Here is a 22,732-nt window from a genome sequence, read left to right as displayed (position 1 = left end):
GGCCCCGGACGGCGTCCGCTCACCCCGACAACAGCGGAACCCAGTGCTCCCTCACCCGGCGCAGCCGCCGGCGGTGGTCGGCGATCCAGTCGTCCGGCGGGACGACCGGGACGCGCACGGTGACCATGGACCCGGACCCGTCCTCCACCACCACCTCCGGACACCCGCGCTCGCCGTCGAGCCGGACGGACAGGGACGGCCCCCTGCCCATCTCCATCCAGGCCGCGTCCTGCCCGGCGTCGAGCCGGTCCAGCGCCTCGTCCCAGCGCTCCAGCCGCGAGCGGTACAACCCGAGGTCGAGACGACCGGACACGAACGGCGTCCTGACGACGATCTCGGCATCGAGCCCGGCGGCCCACCTGGGGCTGCGCCCCAGCACGTCGACCCTGACGCTGTTCCCCTCGTCATCGGCGAGGTGGATCAGCTCCCTCGGCGGACCGTCCCCCATGGCTGCCCTTTCGTCGGCGCGTCATGAGCGATCCTCGCCCGGTCGCGGGGCGACTTCCACCAGGTTTCCGCCCCTCTCCACCGACCGGCCGGCGGAGGAGCCGAGCGGAGCGAACGCGCACTCCGCCCACACCGTCTTGCACGGTACCGGGCCCAGGCGGACGCCCCAGCGGTCGGACAGGGTCTCGACCAGGAGGAGGCCGTAACCGGACTCGGAGGGGGCGGCGGGGGCGGACGCGCGCACGGGGAGGGCCTCGGCGCGGGTGTCCGTGAGTTCGACGCGCAGGAGGCCCGCGACAGGCACCGTCAGGGTCAGGCGGAAGAGGCGGCCCGGGACCCTGCCGTGCAGCACCGCGTTCGTCGCGAGTTCCGCCACGATCAGGCGGGCCGGGTCCAACGGGACGCCCCACGAGTCCAGTTGCTCGGCCGCGAGGAGCCTGGCCAGGCGGGCGCCTCGGCGGGTGGCCGACAGCGGCACGGAGAACTGGTGCGGGGGCGTCCGCGCCATCACGGTCTGCTGACTTCGCTGATTCACATCACGCAGCGTGTCCGTACCTGCGTAGCCTGTGAATATTCGTGGCCCGTGCGACCAGTGCCTGTCCGTGAGCCGTCCGGTTCCGTCCGGCCTGTACGGCGTGACCGGGCACGGGCACCCACGGTTGGACCCGGGAGGGACGTCGGGAGGGTGGCAGATGTGAGCGACTGGGACGCGGAGCTGGAGGACGAGGAGGCCGGGGCCGTGATGCGCACGGTCGCCCGGCAGCTGAAGCTGTGGCGCGAGGCGGCGGGCCTCACCCAGACCGAGTTCGGAGCGTTGATCGGGTACGGGGAGGAACTCGTCTCCTCCGTGGAGCGCAGGCGGCGTATCCCCCGGCCCGAGTATCTCGACGCGGCGGACGAGGCGTTGGGGGCCGACGGCAGGATCTCCGCGATGAAGGCCGACCTGGAAGAGGTCCGGTACCCGAAAAAGGTGCGGGACGTGAAGCGCCTTGAGGCCGAGGCGGTGGTGATCAGTTCTTACAACAACTCCGTGGTGGACGGGCTTCTCCAGACCCGGGAGTACGCGCGGGCCGTCATCGGATCACGACGGCCACCGTTCACCGTGGACGAGTTGGAGCGGCGGGTGGCCGCGCGACTGGCTCGTCAGGAGATCATCAGCGCCAAAACGGCCGAGCCGCTCTTCAGCTTTGTGCTGTGCGAGTCGACGCTGCGGCGGCTGATCGGGGGGAAGATGGTGATGCGCGGGCAGCTCGAACGACTGTTGGAGGTGGCCCAGTTGCCCAACGTGGACCTGCAAGTCCTTCCCCTCGGCAGCGAAGAGAACTCGGGCCTCAGCGGTCTGTTCCGGCTGCTCAAACTCAAGGACGGGACCAGCGTGGGGCTCAGTGAAGCACCGCTCGTCAGTCGAGTCTTCTGCAACCCCAAGGAGACCATCGTCCTCGACATGCGCTATGGGATCATCCGAGCGCAGGCTCTCACGCCAAGGGAGTCACTGGCCCTTATCGACAAAGTACTTGGAGAGACATGAGCCCCAAGCTGGAGTGGATAAAGAGCAGCTACAGCACGGACGACGGCCCGTCCTGCGTCGAGGTGGCCACCATCCCGGACCACATCCTCGTCCGCGACTCCAAGAACCCCACCGGCCCCCGCCTCACCCTCACCCCCACCACCTGGGCGAGCTTCCTGCCGTACGCCGCCGGCCGCTGATGCGGCGAACAGCCCTGGCCTGCACCGGAACTCCTGGTGCAGGCCACGTCGGCGAACACGCCGCGGTCACAGCCCCCTGACGACCCGAGCCCTCCCCTGCGTGCGGAAACCCAGGGCATGCCGATAGATCTCGGGCATCCGATAGCGCCCGTCCGTGTCCCTGGCCAGCGCGCCCCACTCTTCGAGGGCTTCCACCTCGTCGGGACGCAGACCGACGTCGGACGCCTCGAACGGCATCTTCACCGACTCCGAGAAACTCGACATGTGCCGAAGAAGCTTCCCCAGACGGGGGTTCTCCTGGCCGATCTCCTCGACCTTGGCACGGCTGCACGCCACCAGTGCCCTGCGCATCGCCGCCGGGGTCAGTACTCGGTCGGACCAGCGACCGTCACCCACGGACGCCTTGGCCGCCTCGCACAGGAAGCGCACGACGTCGCGTGCCTGGATCTGCTCCTTGAAGTCCGCGAGGGCCGCCGGCACCCACCGCTCGGTCCAGGCCTCCCGGGAGGCGTCCGTGCCCAGCTTCGCTCCCCACAACGGCAGCAGATCGCCGACGATCTCGTCGAAGCCCATGTCCGCGATCGCCCGGGACGGCTCTCCGACCGCGCCCGTGTTCACCGCCACCCACAAGGAAAGCCGCAGTGCGTCCTCGGTGTCCCAGCGAAGTTCGTAGGGCGAGTAGCGGTCAAGGAACTGTCCGAGGTTCTGTCGGATCGCCGTGCGGACCAAGTCCTGCCGTACGAAGACAACGACGCCGAGCGAGCGGCTGCGCAGTCGGCGCAGCCAGGCCGGGACCTCCATCAACAGCGCCCGCAGGGCGATGCGTTTGGGCTCGGAGTCCAGCGTCTCCAGCCAGTCCTCCAGTCCGTCGATGACGAACAGTTGGGCGTCCGACGCGTGATTGGTCAGGATGAGGAAGTCCTGGGCGGGGTCGGCCTCGGCCGCGCCCGCCGCGCGAGCCAGGCACTCCAGCCAGCGGTCGCGCCAGAACTCCGCTTCCTCCGCACGCTCGTGGCGCAGACCGGCATTGAGATGTGCACGGATCTCGTCCGCGGTGATGCCGGTGCCGCCCGCCGCCGCGTCGCGCAACTGCTGGGGTGACGCGGCACCCTCTTCCGCGATGTTTGCGGGGTCCAGCACGGGCACCACTCGCGCGGAGCGCTGGACCTGCTGATCGTTCTCAGCGGCGAAGCGCTCCCACGTCTTCTGGGCACACATCCGCGCGAAGGTGAACGTCTTGCCCGACCCCTTGGCGCCCACCACGACCGCCACAGGGAGGTCGGTGCTGTGGTCGGCGATGAGTCGGCGGACCGGCTCGGTGGTGAGGAACTTGAGGCCCAAGTCCGTGCCGTGTTGCTCGGCGAAGACCAAGCGGCCCGCGCCGGCCGCCAGGGCATGCCGACGGTCGTCCAGCCTGTCGGGCGCCTCTTCCCGCACGTGGAGGAAACCGGAGAACGTCGCGCCGGGGGCGAACTCTTCCAGCAGGTCCGGCAGTCCGCACCGCCGCACTACCTCCAGCACCGCGTCCCAGCTCTGCGGCAGGGCGAGCAGTTCCTCGCGGAAGGGGCTCAACACCGGTTCGGTGAGGACCTGTTCATCCACAGCCAGCTCGTCCGGAGAGGGAGTCCCCTCCCCCGCCGTCTCCGGCACTGCGAAGGTTGTCGACAGGGCGGCGGACAGCCGCGTCCGCGCTTGCTCGGCCTGGCCGTCATGAACGTCCAACCGGTACTGGGTGATGACGGCACCCGGTGCGGGATCGATCCCGGCCACGGCCGGCGACTGCCCGCCCAGCTGCCGGATCAGCGCTTCGGTGCCTTGAAGGGACTGGCTGCTGATCGTGGTGACGAACACCCTCATGACGCGGGGGTCGAGCAGGATCGGGGCAGCCAGTTCGGACGCGCCCGCCCGAAGATCGAGGACGACCGTGTCCGCGCCGGCCGCCTCGGCCAGCGCGGCGAGCGACTCACTCAGGAAGTACGGCGACCGGTCTTCGGTCAGCAAGTCTGCCGGAGCGATCCGTGGCGGACCGAGCCGCGCCCGCCGGCTGGCGGGCAGCACCGTCACGCATCCGGTACCCGGATACCTCGACACTCGCTGGTTCGGCAGAAAGGCTGCGGCGATCTCCACGGCCCGCGTCGCGTCGCCCTGCTGGGACGAGTGCAGCAGCGCGAGGAGGTCCTCGTACGCGATGTCGCAGCGACCATGCTGTGCCTGGTACATCCAGGTGATGCCCGGTGCCTCCAGGTCCGCGTCGACGAGGAGGACGTGCTGTCCCCGCATGGCCAGGTGATCGGCCAACGCCACCGTGTGCAACGTACGCCCCACCCCGCCCTTGAAGGAGTGGAAGGCGATGAGCTGCTTGCCGCCCCGGAATTCGGCACTCTGGGGACGGGGCAGCGACTCGCCCAGTTCCCGGATGACACGCCGCTCGCTGAGTCGGGGGCGCCGCGTCACCTCTTCACGCTGCCCCGCCTCGATGAGCCTCACCTCAAGGGCGGCCGGGGCGTGGGAGCCGGGCCGGTCCAGGCCCAGTTCGAGGACGCCGTCTCGTTGTGCGATGGAGCCCAGGCCGAACAAGCCGTCCAGCCACTCCTGGACCTCGGCCTCCGCGGTCCCCGGCCGCACGGACAGCTCCAGCCCGTCCCACCAGGCGTCGGCCTCCAGCAGCCAGGCGGGCCACTCGCCCGTGATCGCGGCCTGTGCCAGGTGGGCGTCCACGTCGACCCAGGTAAAGAGCCTCTCGGCCATAACGCTCAAGTTCCCTTCCTGGCGTCGTTCAGCAGCGACTTCAGGGCTTCCAGCGCCGCTTTCTGATCATCCGCACGCAGCTCTGCACCATAACGCCACGCCTCGTGCAGTTCGCGGCACTCGATCCAGGTACCGCCTCTGTGCCGTCGGCACCTCAGCGGGTCGGGACCGGGCCCGGGATCCTTCAGATTCAGCGCCTTGGCCAAGCGCCGCAGATCGTGCGAGCGCAGATCGCTCGGCAGACCCGCTGTGTCATTGCGGTTGAGGACGCCGCGCAGCAACTCGGCCTTCAGGCCGCACTCAGCCGCGTAGAACAACAGCAGCCCGCTCGCCGGAATCTCCCCCGCTTGTTCGGCGGCCCGCGCCTGCCCCGCCAGTCTGTCGCGGCTGCGACGCAGCTCGCTCACCCCCACCTCGACCATGGGGCCAGAGTACTGACAACCGGAGGGGTGGTTCCTCCGACCAGCGGTCGAACCCGGGAACGCCAAGCGTCCCGCACCACGCGGGGGTGCGGGACGCTTGCGGCATCCGTGGGTCAGGTCGTCGAACGACGCCTGCGCGCACCCGGCCGACGCTCACTCGGACGCGTCACCGGGTCCCCCGACTCCAGCGCCGCGTCGCGGCGCTTCGCGCCGAAGTCGGCCAGGGCCGCGGCCAGCTTCTGCACCGAGGGCTCCGGGGCCATGACGTCGACACGGAGGCCGTGTTCCTCGGCCGTCTTCGCCGTCGCGGGGCCGATGCACGCGATCACCGTCACGTTGTGCGGCTTGCCCGCGATGCCGACCAGGTTGCGGACCGTGGAGGACGAGGTGAACAGGACCGCGTCGAAGCCGCCGCCCTTGATCGCCTCGCGGGTCTCGGCCGGCGGGGGCGAGGCGCGCACGGTGCGGTACGCCGTGACGTCGTCGACCTCCCAGCCCAGCTCGATCAGGCCGGCCACCAGCGTCTCCGTGGCGATGTCGGCGCGGGGCAGGAAGACGCGGTCGATCGGGTCGAAGACCGGGTCGTAGGGGGGCCAGTCCTCCAGGAGGCCCGCCGCCGACTGCTCACCCGACGGCACCAGGTCCGGCTTGACGCCGAAGGCGATCAGCGCGCGAGCCGTCTGCTCACCCACCGCAGCCACCTTGATACCCGCAAAAGCCCGAGCGTCAAGGCCGTACTCCTCGAACTTCTCCCGTACGGCCTTCACCGCGTTGACCGAGGTGAAGGCGATCCACTCGTAGCGGCCGGTGACCAGGCCCTTGACCGCGCGCTCCATCTGCTGGGGCGTGCGCGGCGGCTCCACCGCGATGGTCGGGACCTCGTGCGGCACCGCGCCGTAGGATCGCAGCTGCTCGGAGAGGGAAGCCGACTGCTCCTTCGTCCGCGGCACGAGCACCTTCCAGCCGAACAGCGGCTTGGACTCGAACCACGACAGCTGGTCCCGCCGGGCGGCGGCGGAGCGCTCGCCGACCACCGCTATCACCGGGCGGCCGCCGTCCGGCGAGGGCAGCACCTTCGCCTGCTTCAGCGTCTGCGCGATGGTGCCGAGGGTGGCGGTCCAGGTGCGCTGGCGGGTCGTCGTACCGGCGATGGTGACCGTCAGCGGGGTGTCCGGCTTGCGGCCGGCCGAGACCAGCTCGCCCGCCGCGGCGGCCACCGCGTCCAGGGTCGTGGAGACGACCACCGTGCCGTCGGAGGCGCCCACCTCGGTCCAGCAGCGGTCGGAGGCGGTACGGGCGTCCACGAACCGGACGTCCGCGCCGTCGGCGTCCCGCAGCGGCACACCGGCGTAGGCGGGGACACCGACCGCGGCCGCGACGCCGGGTACGACCTCGAAGGGCACCCCGGCGGCGGCGCAGGCGAGCATCTCCTCGGCGGCGTCCGTGTCGAGCCCGGGGTCACCGGACACCGCACGTACGACCCGCCTGCCGCCCCGCGCGGCCTCCATGACAAGATGAGCGGCATCCCGGGCAGGAGACGGGGCAGCGGCGGTGGCTGACGTGCCGTCAACCACCGTGAGCTGCGGCGTGCCCGGCGGCGACGTGGACAGGTTCCCGTCGGTGTGCACGACGGAGACGCCCTGCCGTGCGTGCGTCCGGATCACATCGAGCACGTCGGGCTCGGCGATCAGGACGTCCGCGTTCGACAGTGCCTCCACGGCGCGCAGAGTCAGCAGTCCCGGATCCCCGGGTCCGGCACCGAGGAAGGTGACGTGCCCGTGTTCCGGACCGGCGGCAGGAAGGGCGGTGGGGCTCAATGTGCTCGCTCCCCCATCAGACCGGCCGCGCCCTGGGCGAGCATCTCGGTGGCGAGGTCGCTACCGAGTGCCAGCGCACCCTCGTGCGTCCGGGGCACGGGACCGGTGGTGGACAACTGCACCATGCGGGTGCCGTCGGTGGTCCCGACGACGGCGCGCAGGCGCATTTCCTTGACAATCTGCCCGCCCCCCAACAAGTCGGCCAACGCACCCACAGGTGCGCTGCAACCGGCCTCCAGGGCGGCGAGCAGTGACCGTTCGGCGGTCACGGCGGCCCGCGTGAACGGGTCGTCGAGCTCGCCGAGCGCCGCGATCAGGTCCGCGCGCTGGGCCGCGCACTCGATCGCCAGGGCCCCCTGGCCGGGGGCGGGCAGAACCGTGTCGACCGACAGGAAGTCGGTCGCCTCCTCGATGCGGCCGAGCCGGTTGAGCCCGGCGGCCGCCAGCACGACCGCGTCCAGCTCGCCGTCCCGGACGTACCGGATGCGGGTGTCCACGTTGCCGCGGATCGGGACCGTCTCTATGTCCAGGCCGTGCGCGCGGGCGTACGCGTTCAGCTGCGCCATGCGGCGCGGGGAGCCGGTGCCTATGCGGGCGCCGCGCGGCAGGTCGGTGAACTTCAGGTCGTCGCGCGCGACGATCACGTCCCGGGGGTCCTCGCGCACCGGCAGCGCGGCCAGGACCAGCTCCGCGGGCTGCTGGGTGGGGAGGTCCTTGAGCGAGTGAACGGCGAAGTCGACCTCGCCGCGCACCAGCGCGTCGCGCAGCGCCGTGACGAACACGCCGGTGCCGCCGATCTGCGCGAGATGCTCGCGGGAGGTGTCGCCGTACGTCGTGATCTCGACCAGCTCGACCGGTCGCCCGGTCACCCGGCGCACGGCCTCCGCCACCTGCCCGGACTGGGCCATGGCGAGCTTGCTCCGCCTGGTCCCCAGTCGCAGTGCCTTGTCACTCATGCCGGTCGGTCCTTCGTTTCTGTGCTGTCCTCGGCCCGGGAGACGGAGGCGACCGTCTCGGCGTCGAGGTCGAACAGGGTGCGCAGCGCGTCCGCGTACCCGGCGCCGCCGGGCTCGGCCGCGAGCTGCTTGACCCGCACGGTCGGCGCGTGCAGCAGCTTGTCGACGACCCGGTGCACGGCCTGGCGGATCTCGCCGCGCTGGCGTTCGTCCAGCTCGGGCAGACGGCCGTGCAGGCGCCCGACCTCGGCGGCGACGACGTCGGCGGCCATGGTGCGCAGCGCGACCACGGTCGGCGTGATGTGCGCCGCCCTCATGGCCGCCCCGAAGGCCGCGACCTCGTCGGAGACGATACGCCGGACCTGGTCCACGTCGGCCGCCATCGGCGCGTCCGCGGAGGCCTCGGCGAGCGACTCGATGTCCACCAGCCGCACCCCGGCCAGGCGGTGCACGGCCGCGTCGATGTCGCGGGGCATGGCCAGGTCGAGGAGGAAGACGGCGGGCGCGGGACGCTCGGCGACCGGCTCGGGGCGGCGCCGCTCGGGGATCCGGCCCACGGTGGCGGCGGTCGCGGCGAGCGCGGTGATCAGTTCGGCGTCCGCCTCGGGGGTACGGCCGCCCGCGGTGCGCGTGTTGCCTCCCGCGGCCCACGTCGCGTGCTGCTCCAGCGTGGCCGCGTCCATCCCGGCCACGGCGGCCTCGCCCATGACGGAGAAGCCGGGCTGTGCGGCGGCCAGGTCGAGGGGGCAGTTCTCGTCGGCGGCGGGCTGCGGGGTCTCGGTCCGCACGGCGGTGTCGGCGGTGTCGGCGACGAGCGGCTGCCCGGTGCGGCCCTCGACCGCCTGCGCGACCGACTCCGCCGTGAGCACCAGGCCCGTCGCCCCGGTACAGGAGACGACGACGTCGGCACGTGTCAGCTCGTCCGGCACGGCGGCCATCCGTACCGCACGGGCGGTCACCGTGTTGTCGTCGGCCGCCACCAGGATCTCGGCGAGGCGCTCGGCGCGGTCGAAGGTGCGGTTGGCCACGACGATCTCGGCGACCCCGGCCCGCGCGAGCGTGGCGGCGGCCAGCGAGGACATCGAGCCGGCGCCGATGACCAGCGCCTTCTTGCCCCGCGCCCAGGCGGGTACGGCGATGCCGGTGGCCAGCTGTTCGAGACCGAAGGTGACCAGCGACTGACCCGCGCGGTCGATGCCGGTCTCGGAGTGGGCGCGCTTGCCGACCCGCAGCGCCTGCTGGAACAGGTCGTTCAGCAGCTTGCCGGCCGTGTGCAGCTCCTGGGCGCGGGCCAGGGAGTCCTTGATCTGGCCGAGGATCTGGCCCTCGCCGACGACCATCGAGTCCAGTCCGCAGGCCACCGAGAAGAGGTGGTGGACGGCCCGGTCCTCGTAGTGGACGTACAGGTAGGGGGTCAGTTCCTCCAGGCCGACGCCGCTGTGCTGGGCGAGCAGCGTGGACAGCTCGGCGACACCGGCGTGGAACTTGTCCACGTCGGCGTACAGCTCGATGCGGTTGCAGGTGGCGAGCACCGAGGCCTCGGTGGCGGGCTCGGCGGCGACCGTGTCGTGCAGCAGCTTGGTCTGGGCGTCCGCGCTCAGCGCCGCCCGCTCCAGCACGCTGACCGGGGCACTGCGGTGGCTCAGTCCGACGACGAGGAGGCTCATGCCGGCATCACGGCGGGTACGTCCCCGTCGGGCCCCTGGTCGGAGGAGTCGCCGGGCGGGGTGACCGCGGCGGCGGCCTTGGCGCCCTCACCGGCCGCGATCTCCTCGCCGGACTTGCGCTGCTCGTGGAAGGCGAGGATCTGGAGTTCGATCGACAGGTCGACCTTGCGCACGTCGACGCCGTCCGGCACGGACAGGACGGTCGGCGCGAAGTTCAGGATGGAGGTGACCCCGGCGGCCACGAGCCGGTCGCAGACCTGCTGGGCGGCGCCGGCCGGGGTGGCGATGACGCCGATGGAGACCCGGTCGGCCTTGATGATCTTCTCAAGGTCGTCGGTGTGCTGCACGGGGATGCCCGCGACCGGCTTGCCGGTCAGCCCCGGGTCGGCGTCTATCAGCGCGGCGACCCGGAAGCCGCGGGAGGCGAACCCGCCGTAGTTGGCGAGGGCGGCGCCGAGGTTACCGATACCGACGATGACAACCGGCCAGTCCTGGGTGAGGCCGAGTTCGCGGGAGATCTGGTAGACGAGATACTCCACGTCGTAGCCGACACCGCGCGTTCCGTAGGAGCCCAGGTAAGAGAAGTCCTTGCGCAGCTTGGCGGAGTTGACCCCCGCGGCCGCGGCCAGCTCCTCGGAGGAGACCGTGGGTACCGAGCGCTCGGACAGCGCGGTCAGGGCTCGGAGGTACAGGGGAAGCCGGGCGACGGTGGCCTCGGGAATCCCTCGGCTGCGGGTCGCCGGTCGGTGTGTTCGGCCAGTTGCCACGGTGCTCCTGCGGGTAGAGCGGGGCTGCGGGCGGTCATAGCTCCCCAGACCGCCCCGTCGAAAGCAGGCTATGTCTTTGTGAACGCGTGCACAAAGATGGTGTCCGATTTGCCCGGCAGAAGTGACCGGGGTCACGCGCCTTTCGCGCCGTTGGCGGGAACCGGCGCACACACACCGGCGCACCTTCGTTACTGGGGGCAAAACCGCACACGCTCCTCACGAATCCCGCCCCCGAGACCTAACCGCCCGTAGATCCTAAGCGACTTTAGGGATCAGTTGGACTACTCGGTCAGTGCGCGACGAAGCCGGTCGGCGTTCACGCGCCAGAAGGTGTGCTGTTCACCGTCGACGAGTACGACGGGGATCTGCTCCCAGTAGCGGTCGTACAGCTCCTTGTCCTCGCTGATGTCCTTCTGGTCCCAGGGGACCCCGAGTTCCCCGCAGACCTTCTCGATCACGGCCTGCGCGTCGTCGCACAGATGGCAGCCCGGCTTGCGGATCAGCGTGACCAGCCGCTCACCGGGCTCGGTCTTCTCGCTCTTGCGTCGGAAGAGTGGACTCATACCGGCCATTCTCGCGCGCCGCCCCGCGCAACCGGTTTAACCCTCGCCTCACCCAGAGTTCACGGGGTTCGAACCTCTCGGCTCCGGAAGCACCGGACGGACTGGCTATGCTCACGGCATGGCCGCTCTCGGATGGCTCACTCCCCGTAGGCGCTCCGCCACGGCGCGGAGCGTGTTGGCAGGCGAGGCCTCGGCGGAGGCCGCACGCAAGTCCTCGGAGGAGACGCGGGAGACCGCGCGGGCCGACGCGGACGAACCGGAGTTCCCGGTGATCGGCGACGTCCACGCGGCCGCGTTCTTCGACCTCGACAACACCGTGATGCAGGGCGCCGCGATCTTCCACTTCGGGCGGGGCCTGTACAAGCGGAAGTTCTTCGAGACCCGCGACCTGGCCCGGTTCGCCTGGCAGCAGGCATGGTTCCGGCTGGCCGGCGTCGAGGACCCCGAGCACATGCAGGACGCGCGCGACTCGGCGCTGTCCATCGTCAAGGGCCACCGCGTCGCCGAGCTGCAGACCATCGGCGAGGAGATCTACGACGAGTACATGGCCGACCGGATCTGGCCGGGCACCCGTGCCCTCGCGCAGGCGCACCTCGACGCGGGGCAGAAGGTGTGGCTGGTCACGGCGGCGCCGGTGGAGATCGCGACGGTGATCGCGCGCCGGCTGGGCCTGACCGGGGCGCTCGGGACGGTCGCGGAGTCGGTGGACGGCGTCTACACCGGCCGGCTGGTGGGCGAGCCGCTGCACGGGCCCGCGAAGGCGGAGGCGGTGCGCGCGCTGGCCTCGGCGGAGGGCCTGGACCTCGCCCGCTGCGCCGCGTACAGCGACAGCCACAACGACATCCCGATGCTGTCCCTCGTCGGCCACCCCTACGCCATCAACCCGGACGCGAAGCTGCGCAGGCACGCGCGGGAGAAGGACTGGCGGCTCCGGGACTACCGCACGGGGCGCAAGGCGGCGAAGGTGGGGATTCCGGCAGCGGCGGGCGTCGGCGCGGTCGCCGGCGGCACCGCCGCGGCGATCGCTTTGAGTCGCCGGCGCCGATAAGTATCGGTCGACCCGGTACGGACCACCGCCGCCGGGGTTCGGGCCGACCTCCGAGCGATGACCGTCGTGACTGGTCGCGCGGCTCCCCGCACCCCCGCCGGGCGCTTCGCCACGCGCCCGGAATTATGCCGCGGCCATTTCAACTTGTCCTGGAGTTCACCGAAACACGCCCTTTTTCGGTCAAGAAATGATCAGGATGCGTAACGGGATGTGGCAACAATCGGTTACAGATGCGACGCAATCGGTGATTTGAGCAACTCGGTGTAGCAGCGCCTGTACGAAGCGTTATTCTCCTCAGACGCAAACCGGTACCCCTCCGTCGCCACGACGGGTGAACGGTTCCGCACTGCACGTGATGAAAGCTCTGCCTCTGGGAGTCCCGTGTACCCACACGTCGGGGTTGACGCCTCGGGCCTGGCTACGCTGCGCGCATCTGTCGCAACGGTCAAAGAGACGCTGCGCGGCCTGGTCCCCACCGCGCTCGCCGTCCCCGCCTTCGCCACCGCCGTACCCACGGGCCCGTGCTACGCACTGGCCGACGGCGGCGCCGCCGTCGCCAGACGAGGGCGCTCCGCCGGGACGAGCGGCGCCACCACCGCCCGCCGGCCGGCCGCCGACAGCGACAGCGCCCGGATGATGGACCTGGTCGAGCGCGCCCAGGCGGGCGAGGCCGAGGCATTCGGACGGCTGTACGACCAGTACAGCGACACCGTCTACCGGTACATCTACTACCGCGTCGGCGGCCGCGCGACCGCCGAGGACCTGACGAGCGAGACCTTTCTGCGCGCCCTGCGCAGGATCGGCACCTTCACCTGGCAGGGCCGCGACTTCGGCGCCTGGCTGGTGACGATCGCCCGCAACCTCGTCGCCGACCACTTCAAGTCCAGCCGCTTCCGCCTGGAGGTCACCACCGGCGAGATGCTGGACGCCAACGAGGTCGAGCGCTCCCCGGAGGACTCCGTCCTGGAGTCCCTGTCGAACGCCGCGCTCCTGGACGCCGTACGTCGCCTCAACCCGCAGCAGCAGGAGTGCGTGACGCTCCGCTTCCTCCAGGGGCTCTCGGTGGCGGAGACCGCCCGGGTCATGGGCAAGAACGAGGGTGCGATCAAGACCCTCCAGTACCGCGCCGTCCGCACGCTCGCCCGGCTGCTGCCGGACGACGCCCGCTGAAAGCACCCGTCCCCGCCCCACCACTCCGGGCGACCGCCAACTCACCTTCCGTCAAGGCACGTTGGCGTTCCGGACGGATCATCCGGGGTCCGTAACCCAAGTGCCGCGCCAGTCGTTGAGCGGGATACAGGCTCCCTGTGGTCACGTCCCTGCCGCCCCATCGCTCGATCGGGTGGAAGCGGTCGGGGTGTGCAACCCTCAGGACCCCCTGGGGAGTCGACCGTCATGACGAGAGGAGGTGCCGCCAGTGATCGCGAACGTATCGGCGCACCGGCGGGCGAACGCCTTCGCCCAGGCCCTGGAGGAGCAGTCCGACCGGGACACGGCGGCCGAGCAGTCCGACGCACCGGCGGGTTCCCCGCCGACCACCGAGGAACTGACCGAGCGGGGCCGGCTGCTGGCCCTCGCGGACGGCCTCGGCGCGCTGCCCCGGCCGCAGCTCGACCCCGACGTCAAGGTCGTCCAGCGCGCTCAGCTGGTGGCCGCGATGGAGGCCATGCTCCAGGAGGGGGCCGGGGCGGGGGACGCGACCGTACCCGGTCAGCGAAGGGCCAAGGGCGCGCACCGGGCGAGTCCGTTGGGCAAACTCCGGCCGCGGTCCAGGCTGACCAAGGGCCTCGCGGCCGGCGGGCTCAGCGTGGGCGTGGCCGCGGGGGCCTTCGGCGGGGTCGCCGCCGCCAGCTCCCACGCCCTGCCCGGCGACCAGCTGTACGGACTGAAACGCGGCATCGAGGACTTCAAGCTCAACTACCTCAGCGACGGCGAGGACCAGCGCGGCCAGGTCTACCTCGACCAGGCCTCCACCCGGCTCGGCGAGGCCCGCCGACTGATGGAGCGCGGCCGCGGCGGCCACCTCGACCACGAGTCCATCGGCGAGATCCGCCGCACCCTGTCCGGGATGCAGCACGACGTCAGCGAGGGCCACCGGCTGCTGCACGCGGCCTATGAGGCCGACCCGGACCAGCTGGGCCCGATCCAGGCGCTGTCCACGTTCTCCCGGTCCCATCGCGAGGCATGGAGCGCGCTCAGCGACAAGCTTCCGGTGCAGCTCGGGGACGTCAAACAGCAGGTGTCGTCGGTCTTCGACGCCATAGACCAGGAGGTCGCCCCGTTGCAGTCCCTGCTGCCGCAGCAGCCCTCCCAGGGCGGCGACGGCACGCGCCGGGACTCCGGCCCGGCGTCCCCCGGCACCCACCGGTCGACCCAGCCGAGCCACCGCACCCCGTCCGCCGGTCGCACCGGTACCGGCAACCCCACCGGCACCGCCACCGGCAGCACGGACGACGGACTGCTCGGCGGCAGCACCGGCGGTCTGCTGGACCCGCCGAGGTCCAGCGGCGACAGCAGTACCCCGTCCACCACCAAACCCCCGAGCCCCGCCCCCGACGTCACCCTTCCCCCGCTCCTGCCCGGCCTCCTGCCGGGCCTGGGAATCGACAACGACGAGGCGAACTAGGGCAGTACGACCGTGGGGGCGCCCGATTTCGCGCGGGCGCCCCCATCGTCGTACGACCGGTCGTCAGAAGCCGGTCAGAAGAAGACCGATCGCCGCTGGACCAGCAGCTTGTAGAGCGTGTGCTGGATCTGTTCCCGCACCTGGTCCGTGAGATTGAACATCAGCATCGGGTCCTCGGCCGCCTCCGGCGGATAGCCGTCCGTGGAGATCGGCTCACCGAACTGGATCGTCCACTTCGTCGGCAGCGGCACCGCACCGAGCGGCCCGAGCCAGGGAAACGTCGGCGTCAGCGGGAAGTACGGGATGCCCAGCACCCGCGCGAGCGTCTTCGCGTTGCCGATCATCGGATAGATCTCCTCCGCGCCGACGATCGAACACGGAATGATCGGCACGCCCTGCCGCATCGCCGTCGACACGAACCCGCCCCGCCCGAACCGCTGGAGCTTGTACCGCTCGCTGAAGGGCTTCCCGATGCCCTTGAACCCCTCGGGCATCACCCCCACCAGCTCACCCTGGCCCAGCAGCCGTTCCGCGTCCTCCGCGCACGCGAGGGTGTGCCCGAGCTTGCGCGCCAGCTCGTTGACCACCGGCAGCACGAACACCAGGTCCGCCGCGAGCAGTCGCAGATGCCGGTCGGCCGGATGGTGGTCGTGCACCGCGACCTGCATCATCAGCCCGTCCAGCGGCAGCGTCCCGGAGTGGTTGGCGACGATCAGCGCCCCGCCCTTGTCCGGGATGTTCTCGACGCCCTTCACCTCGACCCGGAAGTACTTCTCGTACACCGGCCGCAGCATCGACATCAGGACCTGGTCGGTCAGCTCCGCGTCGTACCCGAAGTCGTCGACCTCGTAGTCCCCGGTCAGCCGTCGCCGCAGGAACGCCAGCCCGGCCGCCACCCGCCGCTCCAGGCCGTCCTCCTCACCGGGCGCGGGCCGCTCCACCGGCGTGTCGTCCTCGCCCACCGGCCCGTCCTCCCGCACCGGACCCCGCCCCGGCAACCGCTGCACCTCGCCCATCTCCCCGGACCCGGACCCGGCGTCGCCGCGACCGCCGCGCCGGGCGCCCGCGCTCCACCGTCTCCCGGACCGCTGTGGACCGCCACCGCTCCCGCTCCCCCGGGACCGGTCGTCGTCGAAGGGAATGACCTTGGCGTCCGCCATCGTTACCGCGCTCCTCGGTTGGCGCTAGTCGGCGCTGTGCGTCGTGGGCCGGCCGCCCCGCAGGGCCAGCGCGGCGATCCGGTCGACGGCTCCCGCGACGGCCTCCGGCGGCAGCAGCCCCGTGCCCTGGACGCGGGCGAAGTCCGCGAACGTCTCCGCCGTCGTGTAGCGGGGGGTGAATCCCAGCGTCTCGCGCATCTGGGCGGTGTCCACGACCCGCCCGTGGGTCAGCAGCCGGAACTGCTCCGGTGAGAAGTCCGTCATACCCAGCGTACGGACCAGGGAGCCGGCCCAGGTCACCGCGGGCAGCAGCAGCGGCACCGTGGGCCGCCCGAGCCGCCGCGAGCACTGCGACAGCAGCAGCACCCCGTCCCCGGCGATGTTGAAGGTCCCGCTGTTGAGGGTGCCCCGGCGCGGCTCGTGCGAGGCGAGCCGCAGCACCTCCACCACGTCGTCCTCGTGCACGAACTGGAGCCGCGGGTCGTAGCCGAACACGGTCGGCAGCACCGGCAGCGCGAAGTACGAGGCGAGCGGGGTGTCCGCGGACGGCCCCAGGATGTTGGCGAACCGCAGCACGCACACGGCCACGTCGGGCCGCCGCCGCGCGAACCCCCGTACGTATCCCTCGACCTCGACGGTGTCCTTCGCGAACCCGCCGCTGGGCAGCGACTTGGCCGAGGTGGTCTCGGTGAACACGGCGGGGTCGCGCGGCGCGGAGCCGTACACATTGGTGCTGGACTTGATCACCAGCCGTTCGACCGCCGGCGTCTTCTGGCAGGCGCCGAGCAGCTGCATGGTGCCGATGACGTTGGTCTCCTTGACCGTGGCCCGGCTGCCGCCGCCCAGCGCGGTGCCCGTCACATCGAGGTGTACGACGGTGTCGGCGCCGGTCTCGGCGAGGACGCGGGCCATGGTCGGCTGCCGGATGTCGACCTGGATGAAGTCGGCCCCGCCCAACCGGTGCGCGGGGGGCACCGCGTCCACCGCGATCACCCGCTCGACCTCCGGGTCCCGCTGGACCCGCCGCACGAACCGGCCGCCCAGTTGCCGGGCCGCCCCGGTGACGAGCACGACCTTGCCCAAGATCAGCGCCTTTCTTCCCGCGTGACTCACGTTCCGCGTTCCCCGTGGGGGCCAACTTAGCGGGTGGACGTTGCACTGTGATGACTGCCCGATGCGCGAGGTGACGGAAATTCCCCGGCTGGAGTCGGCCGGATGACCCGGGATACGCCTGTGGCCCTCCATCGTTGCCGATGGAGGGCCACAGGACACGCTCTCGCGGAGCGTCGCTCACGGTGCGCCCGCGCGGACGCGGGGACCGTGCTTACTTCTTGTTGCGACGCTGAACGCGCGTGCGCTTGAGCAGCTTGCGGTGCTTCTTCTTGGCCATCCGCTTGCGCCGCTTCTTGATAACAGAGCCCACGACTACCCTCGCTCACTTCTCATCACTCGGTTGTTTGGGCGCCATGGGCCCACACGACCTACGAGGGGCTAGCCTACCCAACCGAGCGCCGAGGTCGTAATCGAGGGTCTCCGGGACCCCCCGGAGGGGGTCGTCAGGCCGTCTCCACCCCCACATAGCTGTCGCGGAGGTACTCGTGGACCGCTTGCTCGGGGACGCGGAAGGACCGCCCCACCCGGATCGCGGGCAGATGACCGCTGTGCACCAGGCGGTACACGGTCATCTTCGACACTCGCATCACCGTGGCGACCTCCGCCACGGTCAGGAACTGAACCTCGTTCAGAGGCCTCTCGCCAGCTGCAGCCATGACACACCTGCACCTTCCGCACTCGACGGCCACCGGCTTCCCCTTCCGGTGACTCTTCGTCGCTGCGTGCTCACTCCCCAGACTAGGGGCGGGTGATGCGAGTGGGGAAGAGGTGCACCCATCGGCGGCCTACTGTGACAGACACGCGCGTTTGAGTACGTAGCGGGTGAGTGGCAGGTAGTGACTAGACCGGACTCCGTCGTCCAGGGGTACGACGACGGCGACGGTGCCCTCCGCCTCGCCGACGAACGGCGCGGGATCGTCGGCGTCGGCCGGGCCGATCGCCTCGAACCCCAGCTGACCTGCGCCGCAGAGCCAGCCGTGATCACCGACGACCAGCTCGGGCAGCGGGCCGCCGGCGGCCGCGGCGGCCGCCAGCACGACCCGGACGGGCAGCGGTGAATGACAGTGCGCGCCAGGCTCACAACCGGGGCGCCCGGCGCCGGTTTCCCGCACCAACGCGACGCGTCGTACGTAGTCGATGCGGTGCGTGCGTAGACCGAACCGGGTCAATATGTCGACACAGCGACCCTGCGCGGGGGTGAGGACCTCACATCCCGCCGCCGAGAGGGCGTCCGCGAGGGCGGCGTAGAAACCGAGCAGCGGGCGCGGGTGGCCGGTGCCGAACAGCACGGGTGCGTGACGCTGTGCTGCCGCCGCGAGTCTTTCCGCGAACGCGTCCAGCGCGGCGAGCGTCCGCGCCGGGTCGATCGCGTCCGGCCCCGAAAGGTACCGGGGATCGGCCGAGACACCACACCTGTCCGCCATCAGGCCGAGCAGCTCCGGCAGTCCCCAGGGCCCTTGCGGGTCGATCCCGATCAGGGCGCGGGGATCGCGGGCCGCGAACTGACGGTACCTCCGCAGACTCCGCTCCCGGGGGGTCTCGACGACCCCGGCCAGCCCGGCGGCGGACAGGTAGGCCAACACGCTTGCGATGGTGGCGTACGGGATGGCCGGGCAGGGGAAATACCCGGGTATTCCGCACGGTTGGCGTAATGGACCCTAGGGCAGCAGCCCCCGCAGCGGGAACGCCGCCCGGCGGGTCGCCAGGACCGACTGGTCCAGGCGGTCCGCGGGGTCGTAACCACCCTCCCAGGAGGACCAGGGGACCGGCCAGCGGCCGTCCGTCATCCGCTGGGGGCCGAGTTGCCGGGTGCGGGCGTAGACGTCCTGGCGCCAGCCCTCGGGGATCACCGTCTCCGGCGCGAGGGGCCGCCCCGCGGCGATGGCCACGAGATGGGTCCAGGATCGGGGTACGACGTCCACCACGGCGTAACCGCCACCGCCGAGCGCGACCCACTTCCCGTCGGCGTACTCGTGCGCCAGCTCATGGCACGCCATCTGCACCGCCCGCTGCGCGTCCAGCGAGACCGCGAGGTGTGCCAGCGGGTCCTCGAAGTGCGTGTCGGCCCCGTGCTGGGAGACCAGCACCTGCGGCCGGAAATCCGCGAGCAGCTCCGGCACCACCGCGTGGAACGCCCGTACCCACCCCGCGTCCCCCGTCCCGGCCGGCAGCGGCAGGTTCACCGCCGCCCCCTCCCCCGCCCCGCCGCCGGTCTCCTGCGGCCACCCGGACTGCGGGAACAACGTGCGCGGATGCTCGTGCACCGAGATCGTCAGCACGCGCGGGTCCTCCCAGAACGCGGCCTGCACCCCGTCCCCGTGGTGCACGTCCACATCCACGTACGCGACCCGCTCGGCCCCCAGCTCCAGCAGCCGCGCGATGGCGATCGCCGCGTCGTTGTACACACAGAACCCGGAGGCGGCCCCGGGCATCGCGTGGTGCAGCCCGCCGGAGAAGTTCACGGCGTGCAGCGCGTCCCCCCGCCACACCGACTCCGCCGCCGCCACCGACTGCCCGGCGATCAGCGCGGACACCTCGTGCATCCCGGCGAACGCCGGATCGTCCGCCGTCCCGAGCCCGTACGACCCGTCGGCCCCCGCCGGGTCCGCCGACGCGGCCTTCACCGCGTCGATGTAGTCCTCCCGGTGGACCAGCCGCAGCGTCGACTCCCCGGCCGGTTTCGCCGCGACGATCTCCAGCTCCCGGTCGACGCCCAGGGCACCGACCAGTTTCCGGGTCAGTGCCAGCCGTACCGGATCCATCGGATGGCCCGGGCCGAAGTCATAGCCCGTTACTGCCTCGTCCCACATCAGCTGTGCGCGGCCGCTCATGCCCGCCACCGTATCCGCCCGGACTCGTCGCGAACGACCTGGCGTACACGAGCGTCACCAGCACCAACACCATCGGCAGCAACATCGCCCCGCGATAGCTCCAGGCGTCGCCCACCGCCCCCACCAACGGCGATCCGACCAGGAATCCGACGTAATTGAAGACGTTCAGGCGCGCGACGGCCGCGTCCGAGGCCCCCGGGAACAGCCGCCCCGCCGCCGCGAAGGTCTGCGGCACCAGCACACACAGCCCCAGGCCCAGCAGCGTGAACCCGAGCATCCCCAGCCACGCCCCGGGCGCCGCGGCCACCACCGCGAACCCGCCGGCCGCCACCAGCGCCCCGAGCCGTACGACCGCCGCCGCGCCGAAGCGCCGTACCCCGAAGTCCCCCAGGGCCCGCCCCACGAGCGTGGTCACCATGTACACGTTGTACGGCACCGTCGCCAGCTGCTCCGAGCTGCCCAGCACGTCCTTCAGGTACTTCGCGCTCCAGTTGGAGACCGTGGAGTCCCCGATGTAGGCGAAGGTCATCACCAGGCACAGCGGCAGCAGCAGCCGGAAGACCACACCCCCGCCGCCGCTCCCCTCCGCCGCCCCCGTGTCCCCGTCGACGTACCACCGGCTGCCCACGAGCGTCGCCGGCAGCAGGACGGCCACCACCGGCAGGTACGAGACCCACAGCGCGAGCTGCCAGTGCGCCCCGGCCCACGCGAGCGACGCCCCGACGATGCCGCCCAGACTGTAGGTGGCGTGGAAACCGAGCATGATGCTGCGCCCGTACGCCCGTTGCAGGCTCACCCCGAGCATGTTCATGGAGGCGTCCAGCGCCCCCACCGACAGCCCGAAGAACCCGAGCGCCACCGCCACGGCGGCCAGCTGCCCCTGCCCGCCCGCACCAACGCCCAGCAGCGCGAGCAGCGCCACCGGCTGGGACCAGCGCAGCAGCCGGCTGGGCCGAACCCGCTTGACCAACTGCTCGGCGGCGACGCTGCCGACGCCCGCGAGGACCGGCACGGCGGCCAGGAAGACCGGCAGCAGCGCGTCGGAGATGCCGTACCGGTCCTGGATGGCGGGGATGCGCGTCACCAGCAGCGCGAAGGCGGCGCCCTGGGCGAAGAACGCGAACGCCAGCGAGGCCCTGCCGCGCCGCAGCACATCTGTCATGGCGGCGAGCGTAGGGCCCCGGACTACTTGTGGGTAGACACCGCCAAAGATGAATTTCCTTCAGCTTCGAGGGAGTTCCACCAGGCGGTCGCCTCGTGCGCCGTGCCGTCCGCCGTCTCCGTCACCTCGGCGGCGAGCATCCTCTCCATGGGCTCGGCGGCCAGCGCGCCGCTCGCCACGAAGGCGATCACCATCGCGGCGATCAGGAAGACGGTGCCGAGCCAGACCATGGTGTCCACGGGCACGATGTACGCGCCGACGACCCGGGCGACGCACTCGGCGAGCAGCGCCAGGCCCCAGACGGCGGAGAACACCTTCTCCCGCTGCCGGAAGGCCGCGGACCGGGCCGAGACGCCGGAGACGAGCCGCTGCCAGGCGGCCTCCTTCGCCGGGTCCCCCTTGACCAGGAAGGGCATCATCGCGGCGCTCATCATCGGCCGCCCGAGCCGGACCGAGAGCAGTATGCCGATGCCGAGGGTGCTGCTGACCGCGCCGTCCTTGGCCAGCATCAACCGGGGGTCCCCGGCGACCAAACTCACCAGCAGCGAGACGACGTTGACCACCAGGATGAGCAGGGCCAGCGCGTTGGCCCGGCGCTCGCGCACCAGGCCCCATACGGTCCGCGCCGCCGGTACGACGCTGCTCCAGGCGAGCGCCGCGAGGGTGCTCGCGCCGAGACCGTCCCTGAGCAGGTAGTACGCCCCGAGGGGCACGGCCACGTCCAGGAGGAGCGGCCTGAGGGTGTCCAGCATGCCGGGGTTCTGCTTCCGGTTCTTCCGCGTGCGCCGGCCCTGGGCCCCCGTGTTCTTCGTCATGCCCCCAGCTTCGCGGCCGGCGGGGGTCCCCCGGTAGAAACGATCGTCCGGACGACGGCATGACGGATGTCAGGCCCCGGCGGATGGCAAGGGTCATGCCACGGCCCGGAGCAGGCTCAGATCAGGGGTCGTATCAGCAGGTCGGGCAGCTCCCGCATGGCGGCGAACAGCCGGGTCGCCCCGGTGAGGCGTTCGGCGGGGGTCATCGCGGTGAACCCGTACACGTCCATCCCGGCCGCCACGGCCGCCTGGACGCCCAGCGGGGAGTCCTCCACGACCGCGCACCGCTCCGGGGCGACGCCCATCCGCTCGGCCGCGTGCAGGAAGAGGTCGGGCGCCGGCTTGCCCTTGCCCACGTCCTGCGAGCTGAAGATCCGCTCCTCCTCGAACCACCGGTCGAGTCCGGTGGTCCGGTGCCCCACCCTGATCCGCTCATGGCTTCCGGAGGAGGCCACGCAGTACGGAACCCCGTCCGCGGCCAGCTTCTCCAGCACCTCGGCCGCGCCCCGCACGGGCTCCAGCTCCCGCTCGAACGCGGCGAAGACCCGCGCGTGGAAGACGTCGTCGAAGTCCTCCGGCAGCCGGCGCCCGGTGCGCTCCAGGACCAGATCGTGGATCCGGTGCATCGCCGAGCCCATGTAGTCGCGCAGGGAGTCCTCGTACGACGTCGGTACGCCCAGTTCGGTCAGATGGGCCGCCAGGAGCCGATTGGAGATCGGCTCGCTGTCGACCAGGACGCCGTCGTTGTCGAAGATGATCAGTTCATAGCGCATGGACCAACCCTAGGAGTAAACGCAGAAAACCCCCGCACCACTGGTGCGGGGGTTTTCCCAAAAATTGTTCGGCGGCGTCCTACTCTCCCACAGGGTCCCCCCTGCAGTAC

General features: G+C 71.3%; 23 protein-coding genes. 5 read left to right on the top strand and 18 right to left on the bottom strand.

What is annotated here, in order from left to right; all coding sequences use genetic code 11:
• Positions 1 to 19: 19 nt before the first annotated feature.
• Both ACWDD7_RS17350 and ACWDD7_RS17345 read right to left on the bottom strand, forming a co-directional pair.
• Positions 20 to 448 carry a DUF5959 family protein gene (locus ACWDD7_RS17350; RefSeq protein WP_450457925.1) on the bottom strand — a complete coding sequence of 143 codons (429 nt, stop codon included), beginning with the start codon at positions 446 to 448 and terminating at the stop codon, positions 20 to 22.
• 21 nt (positions 449 to 469) lie between these two features.
• Positions 470 to 955 (bottom strand): ATP-binding protein, encoded by a 486-nt coding sequence (locus ACWDD7_RS17345; protein WP_450458022.1) that lies wholly within the window; start codon positions 953 to 955, stop codon positions 470 to 472.
• A gap of 186 nt (positions 956 to 1,141) precedes the next feature.
• Between ACWDD7_RS17345 and ACWDD7_RS17340 the strand changes: the two genes are divergently transcribed.
• Together ACWDD7_RS17340 and ACWDD7_RS17335 are read left to right on the top strand one after the other, a co-directional pair.
• Positions 1,142 to 1,975: a DUF5753 domain-containing protein gene (locus tag ACWDD7_RS17340; RefSeq protein ID WP_450457923.1), complete on the top strand. Its 834-nt coding sequence runs from the start codon at positions 1,142 to 1,144 to the stop codon at positions 1,973 to 1,975.
• Complete coding sequence (locus ACWDD7_RS17335) at positions 1,972 to 2,154, top strand: DUF397 domain-containing protein (RefSeq protein WP_351875918.1); 183 nt, start codon at positions 1,972 to 1,974, stop codon at positions 2,152 to 2,154. Before ACWDD7_RS17340 ends, ACWDD7_RS17335 begins: the two co-directional genes overlap by 4 nt.
• Before the next feature lie 66 nt (positions 2,155 to 2,220).
• On the opposite strand, the gene ACWDD7_RS17330 is transcribed toward ACWDD7_RS17335, so the two are convergent.
• The 7 genes from ACWDD7_RS17330 to ACWDD7_RS17300 form a co-directional block, all read right to left on the bottom strand.
• A complete protein-coding gene (locus ACWDD7_RS17330; RefSeq protein WP_450457922.1) occupies positions 2,221 to 4,902 on the bottom strand; it encodes a KGGVGR-motif variant AAA ATPase in 2,682 nt (893 codons plus the stop codon).
• 5 nt (positions 4,903 to 4,907) lie between these two features.
• Positions 4,908 to 5,324 (bottom strand): hypothetical protein, encoded by a 417-nt coding sequence (locus ACWDD7_RS17325; RefSeq protein WP_351875924.1) that lies wholly within the window; start codon positions 5,322 to 5,324, stop codon positions 4,908 to 4,910.
• Between the two features lie 113 nt (positions 5,325 to 5,437).
• Positions 5,438 to 7,141 carry a bifunctional uroporphyrinogen-III C-methyltransferase/uroporphyrinogen-III synthase gene (locus tag ACWDD7_RS17320; RefSeq protein WP_351875927.1) on the bottom strand — a complete coding sequence of 568 codons (1,704 nt, stop codon included), beginning with the start codon at positions 7,139 to 7,141 and terminating at the stop codon, positions 5,438 to 5,440.
• Complete coding sequence (gene hemC / locus ACWDD7_RS17315; protein WP_450457920.1) at positions 7,138 to 8,097, bottom strand: hydroxymethylbilane synthase; 960 nt, start codon at positions 8,095 to 8,097, stop codon at positions 7,138 to 7,140. The genes ACWDD7_RS17320 and hemC overlap by 4 nt, the downstream gene beginning before the upstream one ends.
• Positions 8,094 to 9,764, bottom strand: coding sequence for a glutamyl-tRNA reductase (locus tag ACWDD7_RS17310; RefSeq protein ID WP_450457919.1), 1,671 nt, complete (start codon positions 9,762 to 9,764; stop codon positions 8,094 to 8,096). Before ACWDD7_RS17310 ends, hemC begins: the two co-directional genes overlap by 4 nt.
• On the bottom strand, positions 9,761 to 10,531 hold the full coding sequence (locus tag ACWDD7_RS17305; RefSeq protein ID WP_351875935.1) for a redox-sensing transcriptional repressor Rex: 771 nt from the start codon (positions 10,529 to 10,531) through the stop codon (positions 9,761 to 9,763). The genes ACWDD7_RS17310 and ACWDD7_RS17305 overlap by 4 nt, the downstream gene beginning before the upstream one ends.
• Positions 10,532 to 10,812: 281 nt before the next feature.
• Entirely contained in the window at positions 10,813 to 11,094 is a 282-nt protein-coding gene (locus tag ACWDD7_RS17300; RefSeq protein WP_450457917.1) for a glutaredoxin family protein, read from the bottom strand.
• A gap of 118 nt (positions 11,095 to 11,212) precedes the next feature.
• Between ACWDD7_RS17300 and ACWDD7_RS17295 the strand changes: the two genes are divergently transcribed.
• The 3 genes from ACWDD7_RS17295 (at position 11,213) to ACWDD7_RS17285 (ending at position 14,768) form a co-directional block, all read left to right on the top strand.
• Positions 11,213 to 12,142 carry an HAD family hydrolase gene (locus ACWDD7_RS17295; RefSeq protein ID WP_450457916.1) on the top strand — a complete coding sequence of 310 codons (930 nt, stop codon included), beginning with the start codon at positions 11,213 to 11,215 and terminating at the stop codon, positions 12,140 to 12,142.
• A 381-nt stretch (positions 12,143 to 12,523) separates the two neighbouring features.
• Positions 12,524 to 13,312, top strand: a complete 789-nt coding sequence (locus ACWDD7_RS17290) for an ECF subfamily RNA polymerase sigma factor, BldN family (RefSeq protein WP_351875944.1) — start codon at positions 12,524 to 12,526, stop codon at positions 13,310 to 13,312.
• A gap of 247 nt (positions 13,313 to 13,559) precedes the next feature.
• Positions 13,560 to 14,768: a DUF5667 domain-containing protein gene (locus tag ACWDD7_RS17285; RefSeq protein WP_450457915.1), complete on the top strand. Its 1,209-nt coding sequence runs from the start codon at positions 13,560 to 13,562 to the stop codon at positions 14,766 to 14,768.
• Between the two features lie 74 nt (positions 14,769 to 14,842).
• Here ACWDD7_RS17285 and ACWDD7_RS17280 read toward each other — a convergent pair whose 3' ends face one another.
• From ACWDD7_RS17280 to ACWDD7_RS17240, 9 genes are all read right to left on the bottom strand, one after another.
• Positions 14,843 to 15,928, bottom strand: coding sequence for a lysophospholipid acyltransferase family protein (locus ACWDD7_RS17280; protein ID WP_450457914.1), 1,086 nt, complete (start codon positions 15,926 to 15,928; stop codon positions 14,843 to 14,845).
• A gap of 24 nt (positions 15,929 to 15,952) precedes the next feature.
• A complete protein-coding gene (locus ACWDD7_RS17275) occupies positions 15,953 to 17,011 on the bottom strand; it encodes an NAD-dependent epimerase/dehydratase family protein (RefSeq protein WP_450457913.1) in 1,059 nt (352 codons plus the stop codon).
• A 241-nt stretch (positions 17,012 to 17,252) separates the two neighbouring features.
• A complete protein-coding gene (locus ACWDD7_RS17270) occupies positions 17,253 to 17,351 on the bottom strand; it encodes a 30S ribosomal protein bS22 (RefSeq protein ID WP_003948845.1) in 99 nt (32 codons plus the stop codon).
• A gap of 133 nt (positions 17,352 to 17,484) precedes the next feature.
• On the bottom strand, positions 17,485 to 17,697 hold the full coding sequence (locus ACWDD7_RS17265; protein ID WP_046417307.1) for a helix-turn-helix domain-containing protein: 213 nt from the start codon (positions 17,695 to 17,697) through the stop codon (positions 17,485 to 17,487).
• Positions 17,698 to 17,826: 129 nt separating this feature from the next.
• Entirely contained in the window at positions 17,827 to 18,624 is a 798-nt protein-coding gene (locus ACWDD7_RS17260; RefSeq protein ID WP_450457912.1) for a phosphatase, read from the bottom strand.
• Between the two features lie 75 nt (positions 18,625 to 18,699).
• Positions 18,700 to 19,872, bottom strand: coding sequence for an acetoin utilization protein AcuC (locus ACWDD7_RS17255; RefSeq protein WP_450457911.1), 1,173 nt, complete (start codon positions 19,870 to 19,872; stop codon positions 18,700 to 18,702).
• The gene (locus tag ACWDD7_RS17250; protein ID WP_392214736.1) at positions 19,823 to 21,034 is read right to left on the bottom strand and encodes an MFS transporter; all 1,212 of its coding nucleotides are present in this window, start codon (positions 21,032 to 21,034) and stop codon (positions 19,823 to 19,825) included. Before ACWDD7_RS17250 ends, ACWDD7_RS17255 begins: the two co-directional genes overlap by 50 nt.
• A gap of 23 nt (positions 21,035 to 21,057) precedes the next feature.
• The gene (locus tag ACWDD7_RS17245; RefSeq protein ID WP_450457910.1) at positions 21,058 to 21,849 is read right to left on the bottom strand and encodes a VC0807 family protein; all 792 of its coding nucleotides are present in this window, start codon (positions 21,847 to 21,849) and stop codon (positions 21,058 to 21,060) included.
• A gap of 116 nt (positions 21,850 to 21,965) precedes the next feature.
• Complete coding sequence (locus ACWDD7_RS17240) at positions 21,966 to 22,622, bottom strand: HAD family hydrolase (RefSeq protein ID WP_351875960.1); 657 nt, start codon at positions 22,620 to 22,622, stop codon at positions 21,966 to 21,968.
• Positions 22,623 to 22,732 lie beyond the last annotated feature (110 nt).

It is taken from the genome of Streptomyces sp. NPDC001056 (assembly GCF_053598955.1).
This window is presented reverse-complemented; position numbering and strand designations above follow the sequence as displayed.